General features: G+C 71.2%; 16 protein-coding genes. 4 read left to right on the top strand and 12 right to left on the bottom strand.

Annotated features, from left to right (window positions below; genetic code table 11):
• Positions 1 to 31 precede the first annotated feature (31 nt).
• Positions 32 to 1,984 carry a fumarate reductase/succinate dehydrogenase flavoprotein subunit gene (locus ACGFN2_RS25745; protein ID WP_362605501.1) on the top strand — a complete coding sequence of 651 codons (1,953 nt, stop codon included), beginning with the start codon at positions 32 to 34 and terminating at the stop codon, positions 1,982 to 1,984.
• A complete protein-coding gene (locus tag ACGFN2_RS25740) occupies positions 1,981 to 2,778 on the top strand; it encodes a succinate dehydrogenase/fumarate reductase iron-sulfur subunit (protein ID WP_362605503.1) in 798 nt (265 codons plus the stop codon). Before ACGFN2_RS25745 ends, ACGFN2_RS25740 begins: the two co-directional genes overlap by 4 nt.
• 73 nt (positions 2,779 to 2,851) lie before the next feature.
• On the opposite strand, the gene ACGFN2_RS25735 is transcribed toward ACGFN2_RS25740, so the two are convergent.
• The 6 genes from ACGFN2_RS25735 to ACGFN2_RS25710 form a co-directional block, all read right to left on the bottom strand.
• The gene (locus ACGFN2_RS25735) at positions 2,852 to 5,521 is read right to left on the bottom strand and encodes a SpoIIE family protein phosphatase (RefSeq protein WP_393364432.1); all 2,670 of its coding nucleotides are present in this window, start codon (positions 5,519 to 5,521) and stop codon (positions 2,852 to 2,854) included.
• 172 nt (positions 5,522 to 5,693) lie between these two features.
• Positions 5,694 to 6,155 carry an ATP-binding protein gene (locus tag ACGFN2_RS25730; protein ID WP_362605505.1) on the bottom strand — a complete coding sequence of 154 codons (462 nt, stop codon included), beginning with the start codon at positions 6,153 to 6,155 and terminating at the stop codon, positions 5,694 to 5,696.
• A 176-nt stretch (positions 6,156 to 6,331) separates the two neighbouring features.
• Positions 6,332 to 6,754 (bottom strand): (deoxy)nucleoside triphosphate pyrophosphohydrolase, encoded by a 423-nt coding sequence (locus ACGFN2_RS25725; RefSeq protein ID WP_393364319.1) that lies wholly within the window; start codon positions 6,752 to 6,754, stop codon positions 6,332 to 6,334.
• Positions 6,755 to 6,805: 51 nt separating this feature from the next.
• Positions 6,806 to 6,985: an SPOR domain-containing protein gene (locus ACGFN2_RS25720; RefSeq protein WP_362605509.1), complete on the bottom strand. Its 180-nt coding sequence runs from the start codon at positions 6,983 to 6,985 to the stop codon at positions 6,806 to 6,808.
• A gap of 243 nt (positions 6,986 to 7,228) precedes the next feature.
• Complete coding sequence (locus ACGFN2_RS25715) at positions 7,229 to 8,929, bottom strand: APC family permease (RefSeq protein WP_393364315.1); 1,701 nt, start codon at positions 8,927 to 8,929, stop codon at positions 7,229 to 7,231.
• Between the two features lie 244 nt (positions 8,930 to 9,173).
• A complete protein-coding gene (locus tag ACGFN2_RS25710; protein WP_362605513.1) occupies positions 9,174 to 9,926 on the bottom strand; it encodes a GntR family transcriptional regulator in 753 nt (250 codons plus the stop codon).
• A gap of 328 nt (positions 9,927 to 10,254) precedes the next feature.
• Between ACGFN2_RS25710 and ACGFN2_RS25705 the strand changes: the two genes are divergently transcribed.
• Entirely contained in the window at positions 10,255 to 11,004 is a 750-nt protein-coding gene (locus ACGFN2_RS25705; protein ID WP_362605515.1) for a PIG-L deacetylase family protein, read from the top strand.
• 3 nt (positions 11,005 to 11,007) lie between these two features.
• On the opposite strand, the gene ACGFN2_RS25700 is transcribed toward ACGFN2_RS25705, so the two are convergent.
• The 3 genes from ACGFN2_RS25700 to ACGFN2_RS25690 form a co-directional block, all read right to left on the bottom strand.
• Positions 11,008 to 11,259 (bottom strand): hypothetical protein, encoded by a 252-nt coding sequence (locus tag ACGFN2_RS25700; RefSeq protein WP_393364312.1) that lies wholly within the window; start codon positions 11,257 to 11,259, stop codon positions 11,008 to 11,010.
• Complete coding sequence (locus ACGFN2_RS25695) at positions 11,256 to 11,525, bottom strand: hypothetical protein (protein ID WP_393364310.1); 270 nt, start codon at positions 11,523 to 11,525, stop codon at positions 11,256 to 11,258. The genes ACGFN2_RS25700 and ACGFN2_RS25695 overlap by 4 nt, the downstream gene beginning before the upstream one ends.
• A 319-nt stretch (positions 11,526 to 11,844) precedes the next feature.
• Positions 11,845 to 12,915: a class I SAM-dependent methyltransferase gene (locus tag ACGFN2_RS25690; RefSeq protein ID WP_393364307.1), complete on the bottom strand. Its 1,071-nt coding sequence runs from the start codon at positions 12,913 to 12,915 to the stop codon at positions 11,845 to 11,847.
• Positions 12,916 to 13,310: 395 nt separating this feature from the next.
• Between ACGFN2_RS25690 and ACGFN2_RS25685 the strand changes: the two genes are divergently transcribed.
• On the top strand, positions 13,311 to 14,069 hold the full coding sequence (locus ACGFN2_RS25685) for a carbonic anhydrase (protein ID WP_393364304.1): 759 nt from the start codon (positions 13,311 to 13,313) through the stop codon (positions 14,067 to 14,069).
• Positions 14,070 to 14,158: 89 nt separating this feature from the next.
• Here ACGFN2_RS25685 and ACGFN2_RS25680 read toward each other — a convergent pair whose 3' ends face one another.
• The 3 genes from ACGFN2_RS25680 to ychF all read right to left on the bottom strand — a co-directional run bounded on the left by ACGFN2_RS25680 (position 14,159) and on the right by ychF (position 15,975).
• Positions 14,159 to 14,413, bottom strand: a complete 255-nt coding sequence (locus tag ACGFN2_RS25680; protein ID WP_393364301.1) for a Txe/YoeB family addiction module toxin — start codon at positions 14,411 to 14,413, stop codon at positions 14,159 to 14,161.
• Positions 14,410 to 14,691 carry a type II toxin-antitoxin system Phd/YefM family antitoxin gene (locus tag ACGFN2_RS25675; RefSeq protein WP_393364298.1) on the bottom strand — a complete coding sequence of 94 codons (282 nt, stop codon included), beginning with the start codon at positions 14,689 to 14,691 and terminating at the stop codon, positions 14,410 to 14,412. The genes ACGFN2_RS25680 and ACGFN2_RS25675 overlap by 4 nt, the downstream gene beginning before the upstream one ends.
• Positions 14,692 to 14,886: 195 nt before the next feature.
• Positions 14,887 to 15,975: a redox-regulated ATPase YchF gene (gene ychF, locus ACGFN2_RS25670; RefSeq protein ID WP_362605548.1), complete on the bottom strand. Its 1,089-nt coding sequence runs from the start codon at positions 15,973 to 15,975 to the stop codon at positions 14,887 to 14,889.
• Positions 15,976 to 16,213 lie beyond the last annotated feature (238 nt).

The raw sequence follows: 16,213 nt of genomic DNA, 5'->3' as shown, positions 1-16,213 counted from the left end.
CAACAACTCCTAAGGAAAGGTGTGCCCCCTGATGGCGCATGTGGACCGGCAGGCATGGGACGTGGTCGTGGTGGGCGCCGGCGGCGCCGGACTGCGGGCCGCGATCGAGGCCCGCGAAGCCGGCATGCGGACGGCCGTGATCTGCAAGTCCCTGTTCGGCAAGGCCCATACGGTGATGGCCGAGGGCGGTATCGCGGCCAGCATGGGCAACGCCAACGAGCATGACAACTGGCAGGTCCACTTCCGGGACACCATGCGCGGCGGCAAGTTCCTGAACCAGTGGCGGATGGCCGAGCTGCACGCCCGGGAGGCTCCCGACCGGGTGTGGGAGCTGGAGACCTGGGGCGCGCTCTTCGACCGCACTGCCGACGGCCGGATCTCCCAGCGCAACTTCGGCGGCCACGAGTACCCGCGCCTCGCCCACGTCGGCGACCGTACGGGCCTGGAGCTGATCCGTACCCTCCAGCAGAAGATCGTCTCGCTGCAGCAGGAGGACGAGAAGGAACACGGCGCGTACGACGCCCGGTTGAAGGTCTTCCAGGAGTGCACGGTCACCCGCGTCCTCAAGACAGACGGCCGGGTCTCCGGCGCCTTCTGCTACGAACGGGAGTCCGGCCGCTTCTTCGTGCTGGAGGCACCGGCGGTGGTGCTGGCCACCGGCGGTATCGGCAAGTCCTTCAAGGTGACCTCCAACTCCTGGGAGTACACCGGCGACGGGCACGCGCTGGCGCTGCTGGCCGGGGCGCCGCTGATCAACATGGAGTTCGTGCAGTTCCACCCGACCGGCATGGTCTGGCCGCCGTCGGTGAAGGGCATCCTCGTCACCGAGTCCGTCCGCGGCGACGGCGGGGTGCTGCGCAACAGCGAGGGCAAGCGCTTCATGTTCGACTACGTCCCGGACGTCTTCAAGGAGAAGTACGCGGAGACCGAGGACGAGGGCGACCGCTGGTACGAGGACCCGGAGCAGAACCGCCGCCCGCCCGAGCTGCTGCCCCGCGACGAGGTGGCGCGGGCCATCAACGCCGAGGTCAAGGCGGGCCGCGGCTCCCCGCACGGCGGGGTCTTTCTGGATGTCTCCACACGGATGCCGGCCGAGGTGATCATCCGTCGGCTGCCCTCGATGCACCACCAGTTCAAGGAGCTGGCGGACGTGGACATCACCGCCGAGCCGATGGAGGTCGGCCCGACCTGCCACTACGTGATGGGCGGGGTGGACGTCGATCCGGACACCGCGGCGGCGACCGGGGTGCCGGGGCTGTTCGCGGCCGGTGAGGTGGCCGGCGGGATGCACGGCTCCAACCGGCTGGGCGGCAACTCGCTGTCCGACCTGCTGGTGTTCGGCCGCCGGGCGGGGCTGCACGCGGCCGAGTACGCGCAGTCGCTGACCGACCGGCCGGTGCCCGACCCGCTGCAGATCGACGCGGCGGAGGCGGAGGCGCTGCGCCCGTTCAGCGCCGAGGACACCGAGGCCGCCGGGGGCACCGCGGACGGCGGCCGGGTCCCGGCGGAGAACCCGTACACCCTGCACCAGGAGCTCCAGCAGGCGATGAACGACCTGGTCGGCATCATCCGCAAGGAGGGCGAGATGTTCGAGGCCCTCAAGCGGCTGGCCGATCTGCGGGTACGGGCCCGGCGGGCCGGTGTCGAGGGGCACCGGCAGTACAACCCGGGCTGGCACCTGTCGCTGGATCTGCGGAACATGCTGCTGGTCAGCGAGTGTGTGGCGCGGGCGGCGCTGGAGCGTGAGGAGAGCCGGGGCGGGCACACCCGTGACGACCATCCGGCGATGGACCGGCACTGGCGCCAGATCAACCTGGTCTGTGAACTCGCCGATCCGCTGGGCGACTCACGGGCGGCGGACCCGGCGCTGGGCCAGATCCGGCTCTCCCGCCGCGAGAACCCGCCGATCCGCCGCGATCTGCTGGAACTGTTCGAGAAGGACGAGCTGGCGAAGTATCTGACCGACGAGGAGCTGAGCCGGTGAGCCAGGCGCAGACAGAACAGCAGTCCGGGGCCTACCAGGCGCACTTCCGGGTGTGGCGGGGCGACGCGGACGCCGGGGAGCTGGCGGACTTCACGGTCGAGGTGCACGAGGGGGAGGTGGTGCTGGACATCGTCCACCGTCTCCAGGCGACCCAGGCCCCCGATCTCGCGGTGCGCTGGAACTGCAAGGCGGGCAAGTGCGGTTCGTGCAGCGCGGAGATCAACGGGCGGCCGCGGCTGATGTGTATGACCCGGATGTCGGTCTTCGACCGTACGGAGACCCTGACGATCACGCCGCTGCGGGCCTTCCCGGTGGTCCGTGACCTGGTCACGGATGTGTCCTTCAACTACGCCAAGGCCCGTGAGGTCCCGTCGTTCGTGCCGCCCCCGGATCTGGGGCCGGGCGAGTACCGCATGCAGCAGGAGGACGTCGGCCGCTCGCAGGAGTTCCGTAAGTGCATCGAGTGCTTCCTGTGCCAGGACACCTGCCATGTGGTGCGCGACCACGAGGAGAACAAGGCCGCGTTCGCCGGTCCGCGGTTCCTGATGCGGATCGCCGAGCTGGACATGCACCCGCTGGACGCGGCGGCGGAGTCGGGGCTCGACCGCAAGGCGACCGCGCAGGACGACCACGGCCTGGGCTACTGCAACATCACCAAGTGCTGCACCGAGGTCTGCCCCGAGCACATCAAGATCACCGACAATGCGCTGATCCCGCTGAAGGAGCGCGCTGCGGACCGTAAGTACGACCCGCTGGTGTGGCTCGGGAACAAGATCCGGCGCCGTTCGGAGTGATCCGTCGGGTGCGCACGCGGGGGCCGGTGTCACTCCCGGCCCCCGCGGCGCGCCGCGTCCGTCCGCCCGCCTGTCAGAACAGGCTCAGCAGGGCCTCCGCCGGGTCCACCGCCGTGGACTTCCCGTCGGGCAGGGCGAGTTCGAACCACACGGTCTTGCCGCGCGGGGTGCGGCGGCTGCCCCAGCCCTCGCTCAGCAGCCCGACGAGCTGGAGGCCGCGGCCGCCCTCATCGGTGTCGCGGGCGCGGCGGCGGCGCGGCTGGGCGAGGTCGGCGTCCCAGACCTCGCAGACCAGCGAGCGGTCCAGCAGCAGCCGCAGCCGGATCTCGCCGTGGCCGTGCCGCAGCGCGTTGGTCACCAGCTCGCTGACCAGCAGTTCGGTGGTGTCGACCAGGTCCTGGAGGCCCCAGTCCGTGAGCTGGTCGCGGGCGAGTTCGCGGGCGCGGGCCACCGAGCGCGGCTCGGGCGCCAGGTTCCAGTCGCCCACCGCGTCCTTGGGCAGCCCGTGGACCCGTGCCATCAGCAGCGCGATGTCGTCCTCGCCGTGCGAGGTGTCCAGGGCGTTGAGGACGTGGTCGCAGGCGTCCTCCAGCGGGCGGTCGGCGCCGGAGAGGGCCGTACGGAACGCCCGGAGCCCCTCGTCCAGCGGGTGGTGGCGGGACTCCACCAGGCCGTCGGTGTAGAGGGCCAGCAGCGCGCCGTCCGGAAGCTCGACCTCGATCTCCTCGAACGGCTCCCCGCCGACGCCCAGCGGCATCCCCGGCGGGACGTCGAGCAGCAGCGCGTCCTCGCCGTCCTCGACCAGCACCGGCGGCAGATGCCCGGCGTTGGCGATCGTGCAGCGCCGGGTGACCGGGTCGTAGACGGCGTAGACGCAGGTGGCGAGGTAGACCTCGGAGAGGTCGGCGGTGCGGGCCGAGCCCTTCTCGGGGGTGTTCTCGGCGCTTCCGGAGCGGCCGCGGGCGGAGCGGACCGTGGACCGGCCGTCGCCGTCGCCGCCGAGCCCGCGGGCGATCTCGTCCAGGGCCGAGAGCACCTCGGCCGGTTCCAGGTCCAGCAGTGCCAGCGTGCGGACGGCGGTGCGCAGTTCGCCCATGGCCACGGCGGCGCGCAGTCCGCGCCCCATGACGTCGCCGACGACGAGTGCGGTGCGGTGGCCGGGGAGTTCGATGACATCGAACCAGTCGCCGCCGACCTCGGTGGCGGTGGTGCCGGGCAGATAGCGGCAGGCGATGTCCAGGCCGGCCGCCTCCGGGTCGCCGGGCGGCAGCAGACTGCGCTGCAATATCAGCGCGCGTTCGTGCTCCCGGCGGTAGAGGCGGGCGTTGTCGATACAGACCGCGGCGCGCGCGGCCAGTTCGACGGCGAGCGCGGTGTCGCGCTCACCGAAGGGCTCGCTGCCCTTGGTGCGGGAGAACTGCACCAGCCCGACGACGGTGTCCCGGGCGACCATCGGGACGGCGAGGGTGGAGTGCACGACGGCGCCCAGCTCGGGCCCGTCGTCGCTCTCCCGGGCCGGGATGATCTGTGCCTGGGCGGTGCGCAGGGCGCCCGCGCAGGGGGAGTTGAAGGGGTAGCGGTGGACGGCTCCGACCGCGACCGGGGCAGGTGTGTCGCCGAGGACGCCGGAGGCGGTGGCGAGCGGGGCGTCCGAGACGGCGCTGGCGAAGGCGACCCGGCGGAGTTCGGCGCTGCCGTCGCTCATCCCTGGCGGGGCCTCGTCGCCGGACAGCAGGCCCTGGTAGAGGTCCACCGAGGCCAGGTCGCAGAACTGCGGGACGGCGACGTCCAGCAGGGTGCGGGCGGTGGTCTCCAGGTCGAGGGAGTTGCCTATCCGGGCGCCGGCCTCGTTGAGCAGGGCGAGGTTGCGGCGGGCGCTGGCGGCCTCGCGCTCGGCCCGGCGGCGGCCGGTGACGTCGGCGGCGAGCGCCGCGACACCGATGGGGCGGCCGCTGGCGCCGTGCAGCCGGTAGAGCGACACCGACCAGCGGCGGCGGTCCTCGTCCTCGGACGGCAGACCGACCAGCTGCATCTCGGCGACCGGCTCGCCGGTGTCCAGGACGCGGCGCAGTGCGGCGGTCATCCGCTCGGCCTCGGAGCGCGGCAGGAAGTCGTGCGGTCCGCAGCCGCGGTACTTGCTCGCCGGGCCGCCGAAGACCGAGGCGAACCGTTCGTTGACCCGCAGCAGCTTCAGGTCCGTGCCGAACAGGGTGAAGCCCATGGGAGATTGACCGAAAACTGCCTGCGAGGCGGCGAGGTCGGTCTCGATGCCGCGCAGCGCCCGGACGTCGACGACCAGACAGACCGCGGCGCGCTCGCCGTCCTCGTTGCGGGACGGCATCACATAGATCTCGGCGAGGCCGTCGGCCGTGCCGTTCACTTCCCTGCGGTAGGGCACCAGGCCGGTCCACTCCCGGCCGTCGAGTATCTCGGACACCTTGCGGTGGCCGGTCTCCCGCAACTCCCGGGGGACGAACGCCTCGACGGGGTCCTTGCCGAGCGCGTAACGGGCGGGGATGCCGAGCATCTGCTCCGCCCGTTCGCTCCACTGCTCGATCCGCCCGTCGGGGCCGAGCGAGAAGGAGGCCACACGGATGTAGTCGTAGATCGATCCGGGCCGGCTGCTCTGCCATACGGGCGGCCCCTGGAGGTCGCGCACGGGTGCACGGCCACCTGGGTCACCGGGGCTGTCCGCACCGCCCTGACCCTCGGCCTGCGCGGGTTCTGCCCCGCCGGATGACATCTTGCTCACGAGCCCCGTCCCCTCCAGCTCATCGTGCCCGGACCGGACCAGCCCGAGTATCCAATACCCGGGCTATCCGGAACACGGTCTTCACGATCACAGCACAGTCTCGATCGCGGCCGGTCGACGAAATGTCGATGGAATGGCAACGATCAGGACTTTCATCTGTCTCCTAACCAGCCACCGACAGCTCGAACCACACTGTCTTACCGCTCTTTCCGCGACGGGTCCCCCACCGTCGCGAACTGCATGCGACCAGCTGCAATCCCCGGCCTCCCTCGTCGTCGGGAGCGGCGTCGCGCTCCAGTGGCGGGTCGGGCAGCGGATCGGATACCTCGACGAGCAGCCCGTCGGAGCTGAGCAGCACCATGCGGACCCCGATCGGCCCGCTGGCATGGCGCAGGGAGTTCGTGACGAGCTCGCTGACGAGTAGTACGGCCATGTCGGCTGCGCCGTTCAGGCCCCAGTCGTCGAGCATCCGCCGGACCACCGTGCGGGCGGTGCGCACCGCTCCGGGGTCGGCCGGAAAGCTCCATTCGGCGGTGGCGGAACCGGGGGTCTTGCCGCGCCTGCGCGCGCTGCCGGAGCCGGGCTCAGGGACCCCTGCCGCTGCGCTGTCGCTCACGCCGATCACATCCCAGCAGATGGCATCCCCGGCGTCTTACCTGCGTCGAGGGGGTCATTCAGGACATACCCGGTATCCCACCCCACATATCGCACGCGGTGCCGCACTGTGGCACAAATGCAACATATTGCCGCGACAGGGCGGCTCGCCGCGGGCGTACGGACCCGGGGGCGGCCAGGGGTTCGTTACGGCCGTACGCCCGTCGCTCCGGCCGTGGCGGCCAGCCGGCGCATCGCCTCGGCGACCGCGGGGCGGTCCTGGTCCAGCCAGTCGACCTGGTTCTCCTCGCCGGGCAGCAGCCAGCGCAGCTCGTCGTGATCCTCCAGGGGCCGCGGCACCCCGGACACCAGCCGGGCCGTCCACACCTGCAGGACATAGCCGGGCCGCAGCACCCACTCGCCCGGAATCCGCTCCTGGGCCGCCGCCCGGACACCCAGCTCCTCGCGCAGCTCACGCTCCAGCGCCTGCTCGGGTGTCTCGTCGTCCTCCACCTTGCCGCCGGGCAGCTCCCAGCGGCCGGCCAGCGCGGGCGGTGCGCTGCGCCGTGCGGCCAGCAGCCGCCCGCGCTCGCACACCGCTCCGCCCACCACTACGCGCACGGTCGTCATGCGCGGCAGCCTACGTCCCCCGCTCCGGTCCCGCTTCTCGCCCGCCGCCCCTCAGGTCACCGCCCGGTCGGCCTTCTCGACCACGTAGAGCTGCTGGCGGCCACGGGTCTCCAGCCGGTCGGCCACCCGCTCCGCCTCCGCCCGGGTGGCATAGCGGCCCACGCGATAGCGGTTGCCCCCTTCGTCCTGGCGGATGACGAGCCAGGGGAGCACCGCCCCACCTTCAGTCATTGCGCCCCTCCGTCCGCCGGGTAGCGCGCCGTCACGCGCTCCGTCTCTGCTGATGCCGAAATCGCAATCCGCATATGCCCGAGCGTACGCCCGACCTTCACTCACCGGATATGGATTTACACAAAGAGATACCGAACCGGCCACCCGCGGGCCCCGGCGAACCGGAAGCGGCCTGCGAGTGGCCGGTGGTGCCCGAGGGACTCGGGCGGACGTACGGAGCCGCGCCGGACGGCGCGAGCGGGGTCAGGCCCCGACGGAGGCCTTGGCGCCCTCGGGCTCGCCGGCCCGCTCGGCCTCGGCGGCCTCTTCCTCGGCCATCTCGGCCTCGGTGCGGACCAGCGTCGGGTTGCGCCAGGAGCTGCGCACGCCCCAGAAGTAGAAGGCCAGCGCGATCGCGGTGACCAGGAGGATGTCCCAGCCCTCCGGCACATAGCCCTTACCGCCGAACTCCTTGCCGCCCATGTACGAGACGGCGGCCATGACCAGCAGATAGGCGACCATCCAGGCACCGGCCTTGAGGTGCGGGCGCAGGTCCGCCCACGGCTTGCGGCCCTGGGTCAGCGGCTTGCCGATCTCGTACCAGGCCCAGACCGGCAGTCCGACGGCCATGATCAGGATGACCTTGCCGGTCAGCGGCCAGCGGCCCCAGTACAGGACCAGCGAGCCGAAGATCATCGCGATCGGCGCGATCAACGGCATGGCCTTGAGCTTCACCGGGCGCTTGAGGTCCGGCGACACGCGGCGCAGCGACATCACCGCGACCGGGCCCGTGATGTACGAGATGACCGTGGCGACCGAGACGATCTCGGCGAGCGAGCCCCAGCCGCGGAAGACCGCGAGGAACAGGAAGGCGATCACGAGGTTGAGCAGCAGCGCGGGGCGCGGCACACCGGTCTTCTTGTCCACCTTGCCGAAGACGCCCGGCAGATGGCCGTTCTCCTGCACACCGTGGATCATGCGCGAGGTGGTGGCCGCGTAGATCATGCCGGTGCCGGACGGCGAGACGAAGGCGTCCGCGTACAGCAGCAGCGCCAGCCAGTTCAGGCCCCAGGCGATGGCGAGGTCGGCGAGCGGCGAGTTGAAGCCGAGACCGGCCCAGCCGCCGCCGGCGGCCAGCTTGTCGCCGGGCACCGCCATGAGGAACGCGACCTGCAGCGCGACATAGATGACCAGCGCGATCACGATGGACCAGATGACGGCCTTCGGCAGCGACTTGCCGGGGTTGCGGGCCTCGCCGGCGAGGTTCAGCGGGGACTGGAAGCCGTTGTAGGCCCAGACGATGCCGGAGACGGCGACGGCGGTGAAGACCGAGCTCCAGCCGTTGGGCGTGAAGCCGCCGTGGTGCGTGATGTTGCTGGTGTCGAAGTGCGCCAGCATCAGCGCGCCCGCGGTCATGGCCGGGACGACGACCTTGAAGACCGTGATCGCGGTGTTGGTCTTCGCGAACAGCGAGATCGCGAACCAGTTGAGGAAGAAGTAGAAGATCAGCAGCACGCTGGCGAGTGCGACACCGGTGCCGGTCAGCTCCTTGCCGTCGTACAGCGCGTGCGCCCAGCCGAAGTCCCAGGAGCTCATGTACTGCACGGAGGCGGTGGCCTCACCGGGGATCACCGAGACGATGGCGATCCAGTTCGCCCAGGCGGCGAGGTAGCCGGCGAGCGAGCCGTGGGAGTACTGGCCGTAGCGGACCATGCCGCCGGCCTTGGGGAACATCGCGCCGAGCTCGCTGTAGGTGAGGGCGATCGTCAGGGCGACGAGCGCGCCGATGACCCAGGCGAGGATCGCGGCGGGGCCGGCGATGGCGGCGGCCCGCTCGGCTCCGAAGAGCCAGCCCGAACCGATGATGGACCCGAGACCAGTGGCGGTCAGGGCGATGGTCCCGAGGGACCGACGGTAATTCGAGTGCGCACCCTGCTCCGCGCTCGGGGTCTTCGTCGTGCTCACGTGCTGGTCTCCTGGTCTTCCCCCGTGCCGTGCACAAACTTCGCCATCGTAAGAGCGAATCGGACGGTCGGCTTCCCTCACCCGGGCAAAAATTGCGCCCAGTTGAGAGTCTGTGAGGTATCCCACTCCGCCACGGGGGCGGCATTTACCCATAGAGAGGGAGAAATGGGACGCCAGCCTGAGAACCAAAGGCCGGTCAGGTGCGTCTAGGCGACACACACAGGGCACCGAACCAACACACCATCTACTTCACAGGCAGGTGGTAGGTGACCCGATGCCGGTCCGCGAGGGTCACGACATCGGCCGTCTCGACCGGCCGACCGCCCGCGAAGTACGTCCGCGAGACCACCAGCACCGCATGCCCCGGCACCCCGCCCAGCGTCATCGCCTCCTCGGCCAGCGCGGGCCGCGCGCCGACCTCCTCGACGACGTTGTCCACCACCACCTCGATGGCCGCCATCCGCTCGACCACCCCGCGGCCCGCCAGCGGCCCCTCCTCCGGCAGCATCACGGGCGTCCGCCCGGTCACCTCCAGCGGCTCCCAGGAGGTCGAGAGCATCGACGGCTCACCCTCCGCCCGGAAGACGTAGCGGGTCCGCATGACCTTGTCCCCGTGCGGGATGCGCAGCCGGGCCGCGACCGCGGGGCCGGCCGCCTCCTGCTCGCTGTGGGACTCCCAGGTGCCGCGCACCCGCTCGTCCGTCTGCTCCTGCCGGAAGGGCGTGCAGCCCCCCGCCGAGTGGAAGCCGACGCGGGCGATACGGCGCGGGACGGGCTGTTCGCGCACATAGGTCCCGGACCCCGAGCGGCCCTCGACCAGCCCCTCGGCCATCAGGACCTTGCGCGCCTCCAGGGCGACGGTGTCCGAGACGCCGTACTCCTCGCGGATGCGCGCCTGGGAGGGAAGACGGGTGTGCGGCGGCAGCACGCCGTCGACGATTTTCTGGCGCAGGTCGCCGGCGACGCGGAGGTACGCGGGCTGCTCACCGAAAGGCACGTGCCCCTCCCAACAGCTTGACAGTCAGCAACAGCGTGGCAACCGCCCGTCGCCGACCGCAACCTTGGGCCAGATGTTCACCTGATGTGATGAATCCCAGCTCAGCAGGTGTATCGAGCGAGATCGGGGTCCAGAGGCGCCCGCATCCCCACCCCGCGCCACCCCAGGGTTTCTTTCCACCCGGGTGGACGCGACCCATACATGTCACGATCGAAACGGGACCACGTTCGAGGAACACCTCCGAAACGGCATACCGAACACGGCACGGCACCCCGACGCCGCACCGGGAACGCGGGACGCGGCACCAGGACGGGAAGGAAGGGACCCCATGCCCGCCGAACCGCACCTCTCCCCCATGCCCCGCGACTGGCAGCGGGCACTCGCCGTCGTCGCCCACCCCGACGACCTCGAATACGGCGCAGCGGCCGCCGTCGCCGAGTGGACCACCGCCGGGCGCCAGGTCAGCTATCTCCTGGTCACCCGCGGCGAGGCCGGTATCGACGGGCTGCCGCCCGCCGAGAGCGCCGCGGTCCGCGAGACCGAGCAGCGGGCCGGTGCCGCGCTCGTCGGCGTCCACACCGTGGAGTTCCTCGACCACCACCACGACGGGGTCATCGAGGCCGGCCCGGCGCTGCGCCGCGATCTGGCCGCGGCCATCCGCCGCCACCGCCCGGAGCTGCTGATCACCCTCAACCACCACGACACCTGGGGCGGCGTCCAGTGGAACAGCGCGGACCACCGGGTGGTGGGCCGGGCCGTCCTGGACGCGGCGGGCGACGCGGGCAACCGCTGGATCTTCCCCGAACTGGCCGGCGCACAGGGGCTGGCGCCCTGGAACGGCGTGCGCTGGGTGGCCGTGGCGGGCTCCCCGCACCCCACGCACGCCGCCGAGGTCGGCCCCGGCATCGACCGCGCCGTCGACTCGCTGGCCGCCCACAGCACCTACATCAAGGGCCTGGGCGGCACCGGGCAGGACCCCCGCGCCTACGCCCGCAGCTTCATCGAGCAGATGCTGCGCAACGGCGGCGAACGCTACCGGGGGCGCCCCGCCACCCTCTTCCAGCTCTTCCCCCGCTGAGCCTCACGGCCGCCGGGGCAGCCCGCCCACGAACCCGGACACCAGCTCCGCGATCTCCGCCGGCCGCTCCAGCAGCATGGCGTGGGTCCCGTCCACACCGGCGACGGTCACCTCCGGCCTGCTCCGCGCCAGGTCCGCCAGATCCCGCGCCAGGCCCCGCACGTAGGCGGCCATCAGCTCGTCGACCCACGGGGGCATGCCCGGCACCGAGGGGCCGGGGCGCCGCGCGCGGGCGATCAGCAGCGGCCGGGTCACGCCCGGTACAGCGCGAAGAGATCGAGGCCCGCCATCGCGTCCGGTGTCTCCCGCTCCCGCTGCGGCCCCGGCCGCAGGAAGAGCTGCCCGTCCGCCGTCTCACCCAGCGACCGCCGCACCCCGGCCGCCGTCAGCTCCGCTGGAATGCCCAACTCCGCCGCCATCGTGGCCTGATGGCCGAGGACGGTGTCCAACGCCTCGGGCGGGAAGGGCCGTCCGCCCGCCTCGTCGGCAACCCGCCGTGCCTCCGCGAGCCGTTCCCGCACGTAGTGCGGTGTCCAGTCCCAGGTACTGCTCCGGGCGGCCCATGCCGTGGCCGTCGAGGTTCACCGCCGCCGGCACCCGCCCGTCCCGCTCCAGGCACCGCGCGGCGATCATCCCGCCCCTCGAATGCCCCACCACCACGGCGTCCGGCGCCCCGCACGCGGCCGGCACCGCCGTCACGTCGCCGGCCGCCACGCCGAAGGTCCACGGCACCGCACCGCCCCCCCGGCCGCCCCTCCCGAGTGACACTGAATCAACCCCCTTTTGCCACAGGCCCCTTGGCGGTCCCTCAACGCCCCCTCAACGCCCCCCAACGCCCCCTCAACGCCCCTTCCGGGCCACGTAGTAGACATTCAGGATGTCCCCCGGCACCTCCCGCGTCGCGACCTCGCCGAAGCCCGCCTCCCGCAGCATCCGCAGCGCGGTCTGCCGGCCCCAGACGGTTCCCAGCCCGGCACCGCCCTCGGCGAGGGACACCGTCATGCAGTAGAAGACGGACAGGGCGTAGAGGGTGGGGCCCAGCGGATGGCCGACGTTCTCGGAGAGTTCGCTGGAGGCCGCGACATCGCCCATCAGGAAGACGCCGTCCGCCCGCAGCCCCTGCGCGACGGCGGCGAGGGTGCGCGCCGGGCGGGCCAGGTCGTGGATCACGTCGAAGGCCGTGATCAGGTCGTAGGCGCCGGTCAGTTCGGCCGTGTCGGCCACCTCGAAGCGGGCGTTGTCCAGCCCCCGGTCCGCCGCCTCCGCACGCGCCGCCTCGATGCCCGCCTCGGAGATGTCCATTCCCGTGAACCGGCTGCGGGGGAAGGCGCCGGCCAGCAGCGTGACGGCGCGCCCCTGCCCGGTGCCGATGTCCAGGGCGTCGATCCCGTCGCGCAGCCGCTCCGTGAGGCCCGGCACCAGCGGCACGATGGTGTCGACCAGCGAGGCGTCGTACACCCGGGCCGTCTCCTCGGCCTGCACGTCCTGGAAGTGCGGATACGACGCGTACGGCACCCCGCCGCCGGCCCGGAACGCCGCCAGGACCTCGTCCTCGACGTCGCCCATCATCGCCAAGTACTGGAAGAACGCGGCCGTGTTGTCCATTCCCGCCGCCCTGGTCAGCGCGGCCGCGTGCGCGGGCGGGAGCCGGTAGCAGCCGTCCTCGGGGGCGTACTCGACGATGCCGCCGACCGTCATCCCGCCGAGCCACTCCCGGACATAGCGCTCGTCGAGCCCCGCCGCCCCGGCGATCCGCGCACTGCTCGCCGGCGGCAGACCGGCCATCACGTCGAACAGCCCCGCCCGGTGACCGAGGCTGCACAGATGCCCCAGACAGGCTTCGTTGAGCATCCGGAGCATCCGGTCCGCGAACTCCTCCTGCCGCACCGGCTCCTGACCCCGTTCCGCCATCGCCCACTCCTCCCACATCCGGAGAACGGCACGACGCGAGCCCCCGCGGCGCCGACGGCCCCTGGGACCGCCCCCTGTGCTCCATCCGGCCCGTCATCCGTCATTACGTCGGCCCGTCGCCGGACTCTCGACGCTCCACCCGTCCCTCAGCCGACTCTCCACCCACCCCATAATTCACACTTTGCCTGTTTTTCGATGCTACGCCGGGAGTGCGGCAGCCACCTCGGGAGCGCGGCCCCGGGGGGGGCACCGCCGACCGGACGGGATCTGTGGGCCGTCGGTGGCACACCGGACGCCGCCCGCTTGCGCCTCCCGCTGGGCTCCCCCTCCGCCCTGAACAATCCGCCCTGACCAGGACGCATGCAGACGTCTCAGCGGACTGAGGGGAACGACCGATGGACGGAGCGAGACAGCCGGACCGCAGAGCCCTGCTCGCCGGCGGACTGTGCATCGCCACAGCGGCACTCACCGGGTGCTCCTCGACGCGCAGCACCCCGGCCGCGGCCGGCGCCTCACCGCAGGCCCGGCCGACCATGCAGCCGACGAACCGGCCGACCACGCCCGAGGCGGCCTTCACCCGCCTGATGGAAGGCAACGAGCGCTGGGTGAACGGGGACCTCCAGCACCCCGACCGGGACCCGGACCGCCGCGAGTTCGTCGCCCAGGAACAGAAGCCCTTCGGGTCGGTCCTCGCCTGCATCGACTCCCGGGTGCCGCCGGAGCTCCTCTTCGACACCGGGCTGGGCGACCTCTACGTGATGCGCACCGGCGGGGAGGCGATCGGCCCGGTGGTCACGGCCTCCGTGGAGTACGGCCCCATGACGAGCGGCACCCCGCTGATCGTGGTCCTCGGCCACCAGCGCTGCGGCGCCGTCGAGGCCTCCTACACCTCCCTCCGCGACGGCAAGCCGCTCCCCGGCAACCTGAACGCGATCGCGCAGGCGCTGCGCCCGGCCTACGACCAGGCGGTCCGGGAAGGCGGCAGCGACCCGGTCGACACCATGGCCCGCGCCCAGGTCACCCTGACCGCCTCCGGCCTCCGCACCAACCAGGACCTGGCCCCCCTCGTCCGCAAAGGCACCCTCGCCGTGGTCGGCGCCTACTACTCCCTCGACACGGGCAAGGTGGAGGTTCTGTCGGGGGCGCCGTCGTAGGAGAGGGCGTTACCGGCGGGGGCATGGAGCGCGACGGGGCCGGGTGCGGGCGGGCCCGGCCTCTGGGGCCGTCACGGCGCGCGTCCCGGTCAGTAGTGGTACCGCGCCGCGAGGATGACGATGTCCTTCTCCGTGACCAGGTAGACCAGTCGGTGCTCGTCGTCGATGCGCCGCGACCAGGCTCCCGGCAAGTGGTACTTCAGCGGTTCGGGTTTACCGATCCCCGTGAAGGGGTCCCGCTTGACGTCCTCGATGAGCCGGTTGATCCGCGCGAGCATCTTGCGGTCGTTCCTGAGCCAGGACGTGTAGTCCTCCCAGCCCTGGTCCTCAAAGACGAGCCTCACTCAGCACCCGCACCGAAATCCGCCGCGTCAGGGTCGATGAGCTCGCGCTCCGAGACGTTGGCGTTCGCCAGGGCGTTCTCGTACGCCTTGAGCAGGCGGCGGGCGTTCGCCGGCGAGCGGAGGAGGTAGGAGCCCTCGCGCAGCGCGGCGTAGTCCTCGGCGGAGACGAGTACGGCGTTCCCGTGCTTGGAGACGATCTCGACGGCCTCGTGATCGTCGTTGACCTTCTTGATCAGCGGGAAGAGAGCCTTACGAGCCTCACTCGCGGTTATGGACATGCCTGACTCCCTTCACCGGTGGTACGGGATAACGTACCACTCTGCCCTTGTTCTGACACGGGAAACCGTGAGCCGGACGGCGCAGGAGACCGGCACCCTCCGGAGAGGGAACGAGCGAGGGACCGGCTCCCGGAGGAGTCGGCCCCTTCTCATCTGCGTGTTCGCCAGTCAGGGACGTGGCGTCACGTCATCGGCTCAGACATTGAACCGGAACTCCACCACATCCCCGTCCTGCATCACATACTCCTTGCCCTCCATGCGGGCCTTGCCGAGGGCGCGGGCTTCGGTTACCGAGCCGGTTTCCACCAGGTCGGTGAAGGAGATGACCTCGGCCTTGATGAAGCCCTTCTGGAAGTCGGTGTGGATGACTCCGGCGGCCTCGGGGGCGGTGGCGCCCTGCTTGATGGTCCAGGCGCGGGTTTCCTTGGGGCCGGCCGTCAGGTAGGTCTGCAGGCCGAGGGTGTTGAAGCCGACGTGGGCGAGGGTGGCGAGGCCGGGCTCCTCCTGGCCGACGGACTGGAGGAGTTCGAGGGCCTCGTCCTCGTCGAGTTCGGCGAGGTCGGCCTCCAGCTTGGCGTTGAGGAAGATCGCTTCGGCGGGGGCGACCAGGGCGCGCTGCTCGTTCTTGAAGTCCTCGTCGGTCAGCTCGTCCTCGTCGACGTTGAAGACGTAGAGGAAGGGCTTGGTGGTGAGGAGGTGGAGGTCGTGCAGGAGTTCCTCGTTGCCGGAGCCCTGGACGATGCCCGCGGAGAAGAGGGTGTCGCCCTTCTCCAGGATCGCCTTGGCCTCCTCGACGGCCTTGACCTTCGGGGCCACGTCCTTCTTGATGCGCGACTCCTTCTGGAGGCGCGGCAGGACCTTCTCGATGGTCTGGAGGTCGGCGAGGATCAGCTCGGTGTTGATGGTCTCGATGTCGTCCTTGGGCGAGACCTTGCCGTCGACGTGGACGACGTTCTCGTCCTTGAAGGCGCGGATGACCTGGCAGATCGCGTCGGACTCGCGGATGTTCGCGAGGAACTTGTTGCCCAGGCCCTCGCCCTCGGAGGCGCCCCGGACGATGCCGGCGATGTCGACGAAGTCGACGGTCGCCGGGAGGACCTTCTGGGAGTCGAAGATCTCGGCGAGCTTGGCCAGGCGGGGGTCGGGGACCCCGACCACGCCGACGTTCGGCTCGATGGTGGCGAACGGGTAGTTGGCCGCCAGCACGTCGTTCTTGGTCAGGGCATTGAACATGGTCGACTTGCCGACATTCGGCAGACCGACGATTCCGATCGTGAGCGACACGTGGCGACTCGACTTCCGAGCGAGGTGGTGGGGTGGGCACGGCCCACGGAGGGCCGATCCACCAGTCTACGGGGCGACGGGGTCCGGGCGGCCGCCACCGGGACCGGTCCGCGCCCCGCCCCGCCCCGGGCGGTCGCGAACTCGGCCGCAAGGTCGGCGAAAGCGCGTGTCCCGCGACCGGTTAATACCACTTAGCGGCCTACCGTTGCCGGGTGGAGCAACACGAAGCGCGCACGCC

This window comes from Streptomyces sp. NPDC048612 (assembly GCF_043199295.1).
In the GTDB taxonomy this organism is placed as follows: domain Bacteria; phylum Actinomycetota; class Actinomycetes; order Streptomycetales; family Streptomycetaceae; genus Streptomyces.
Note: the sequence above shows the minus strand (reverse complement) of the source record. Positions and strands in the feature narration are given on the sequence as shown.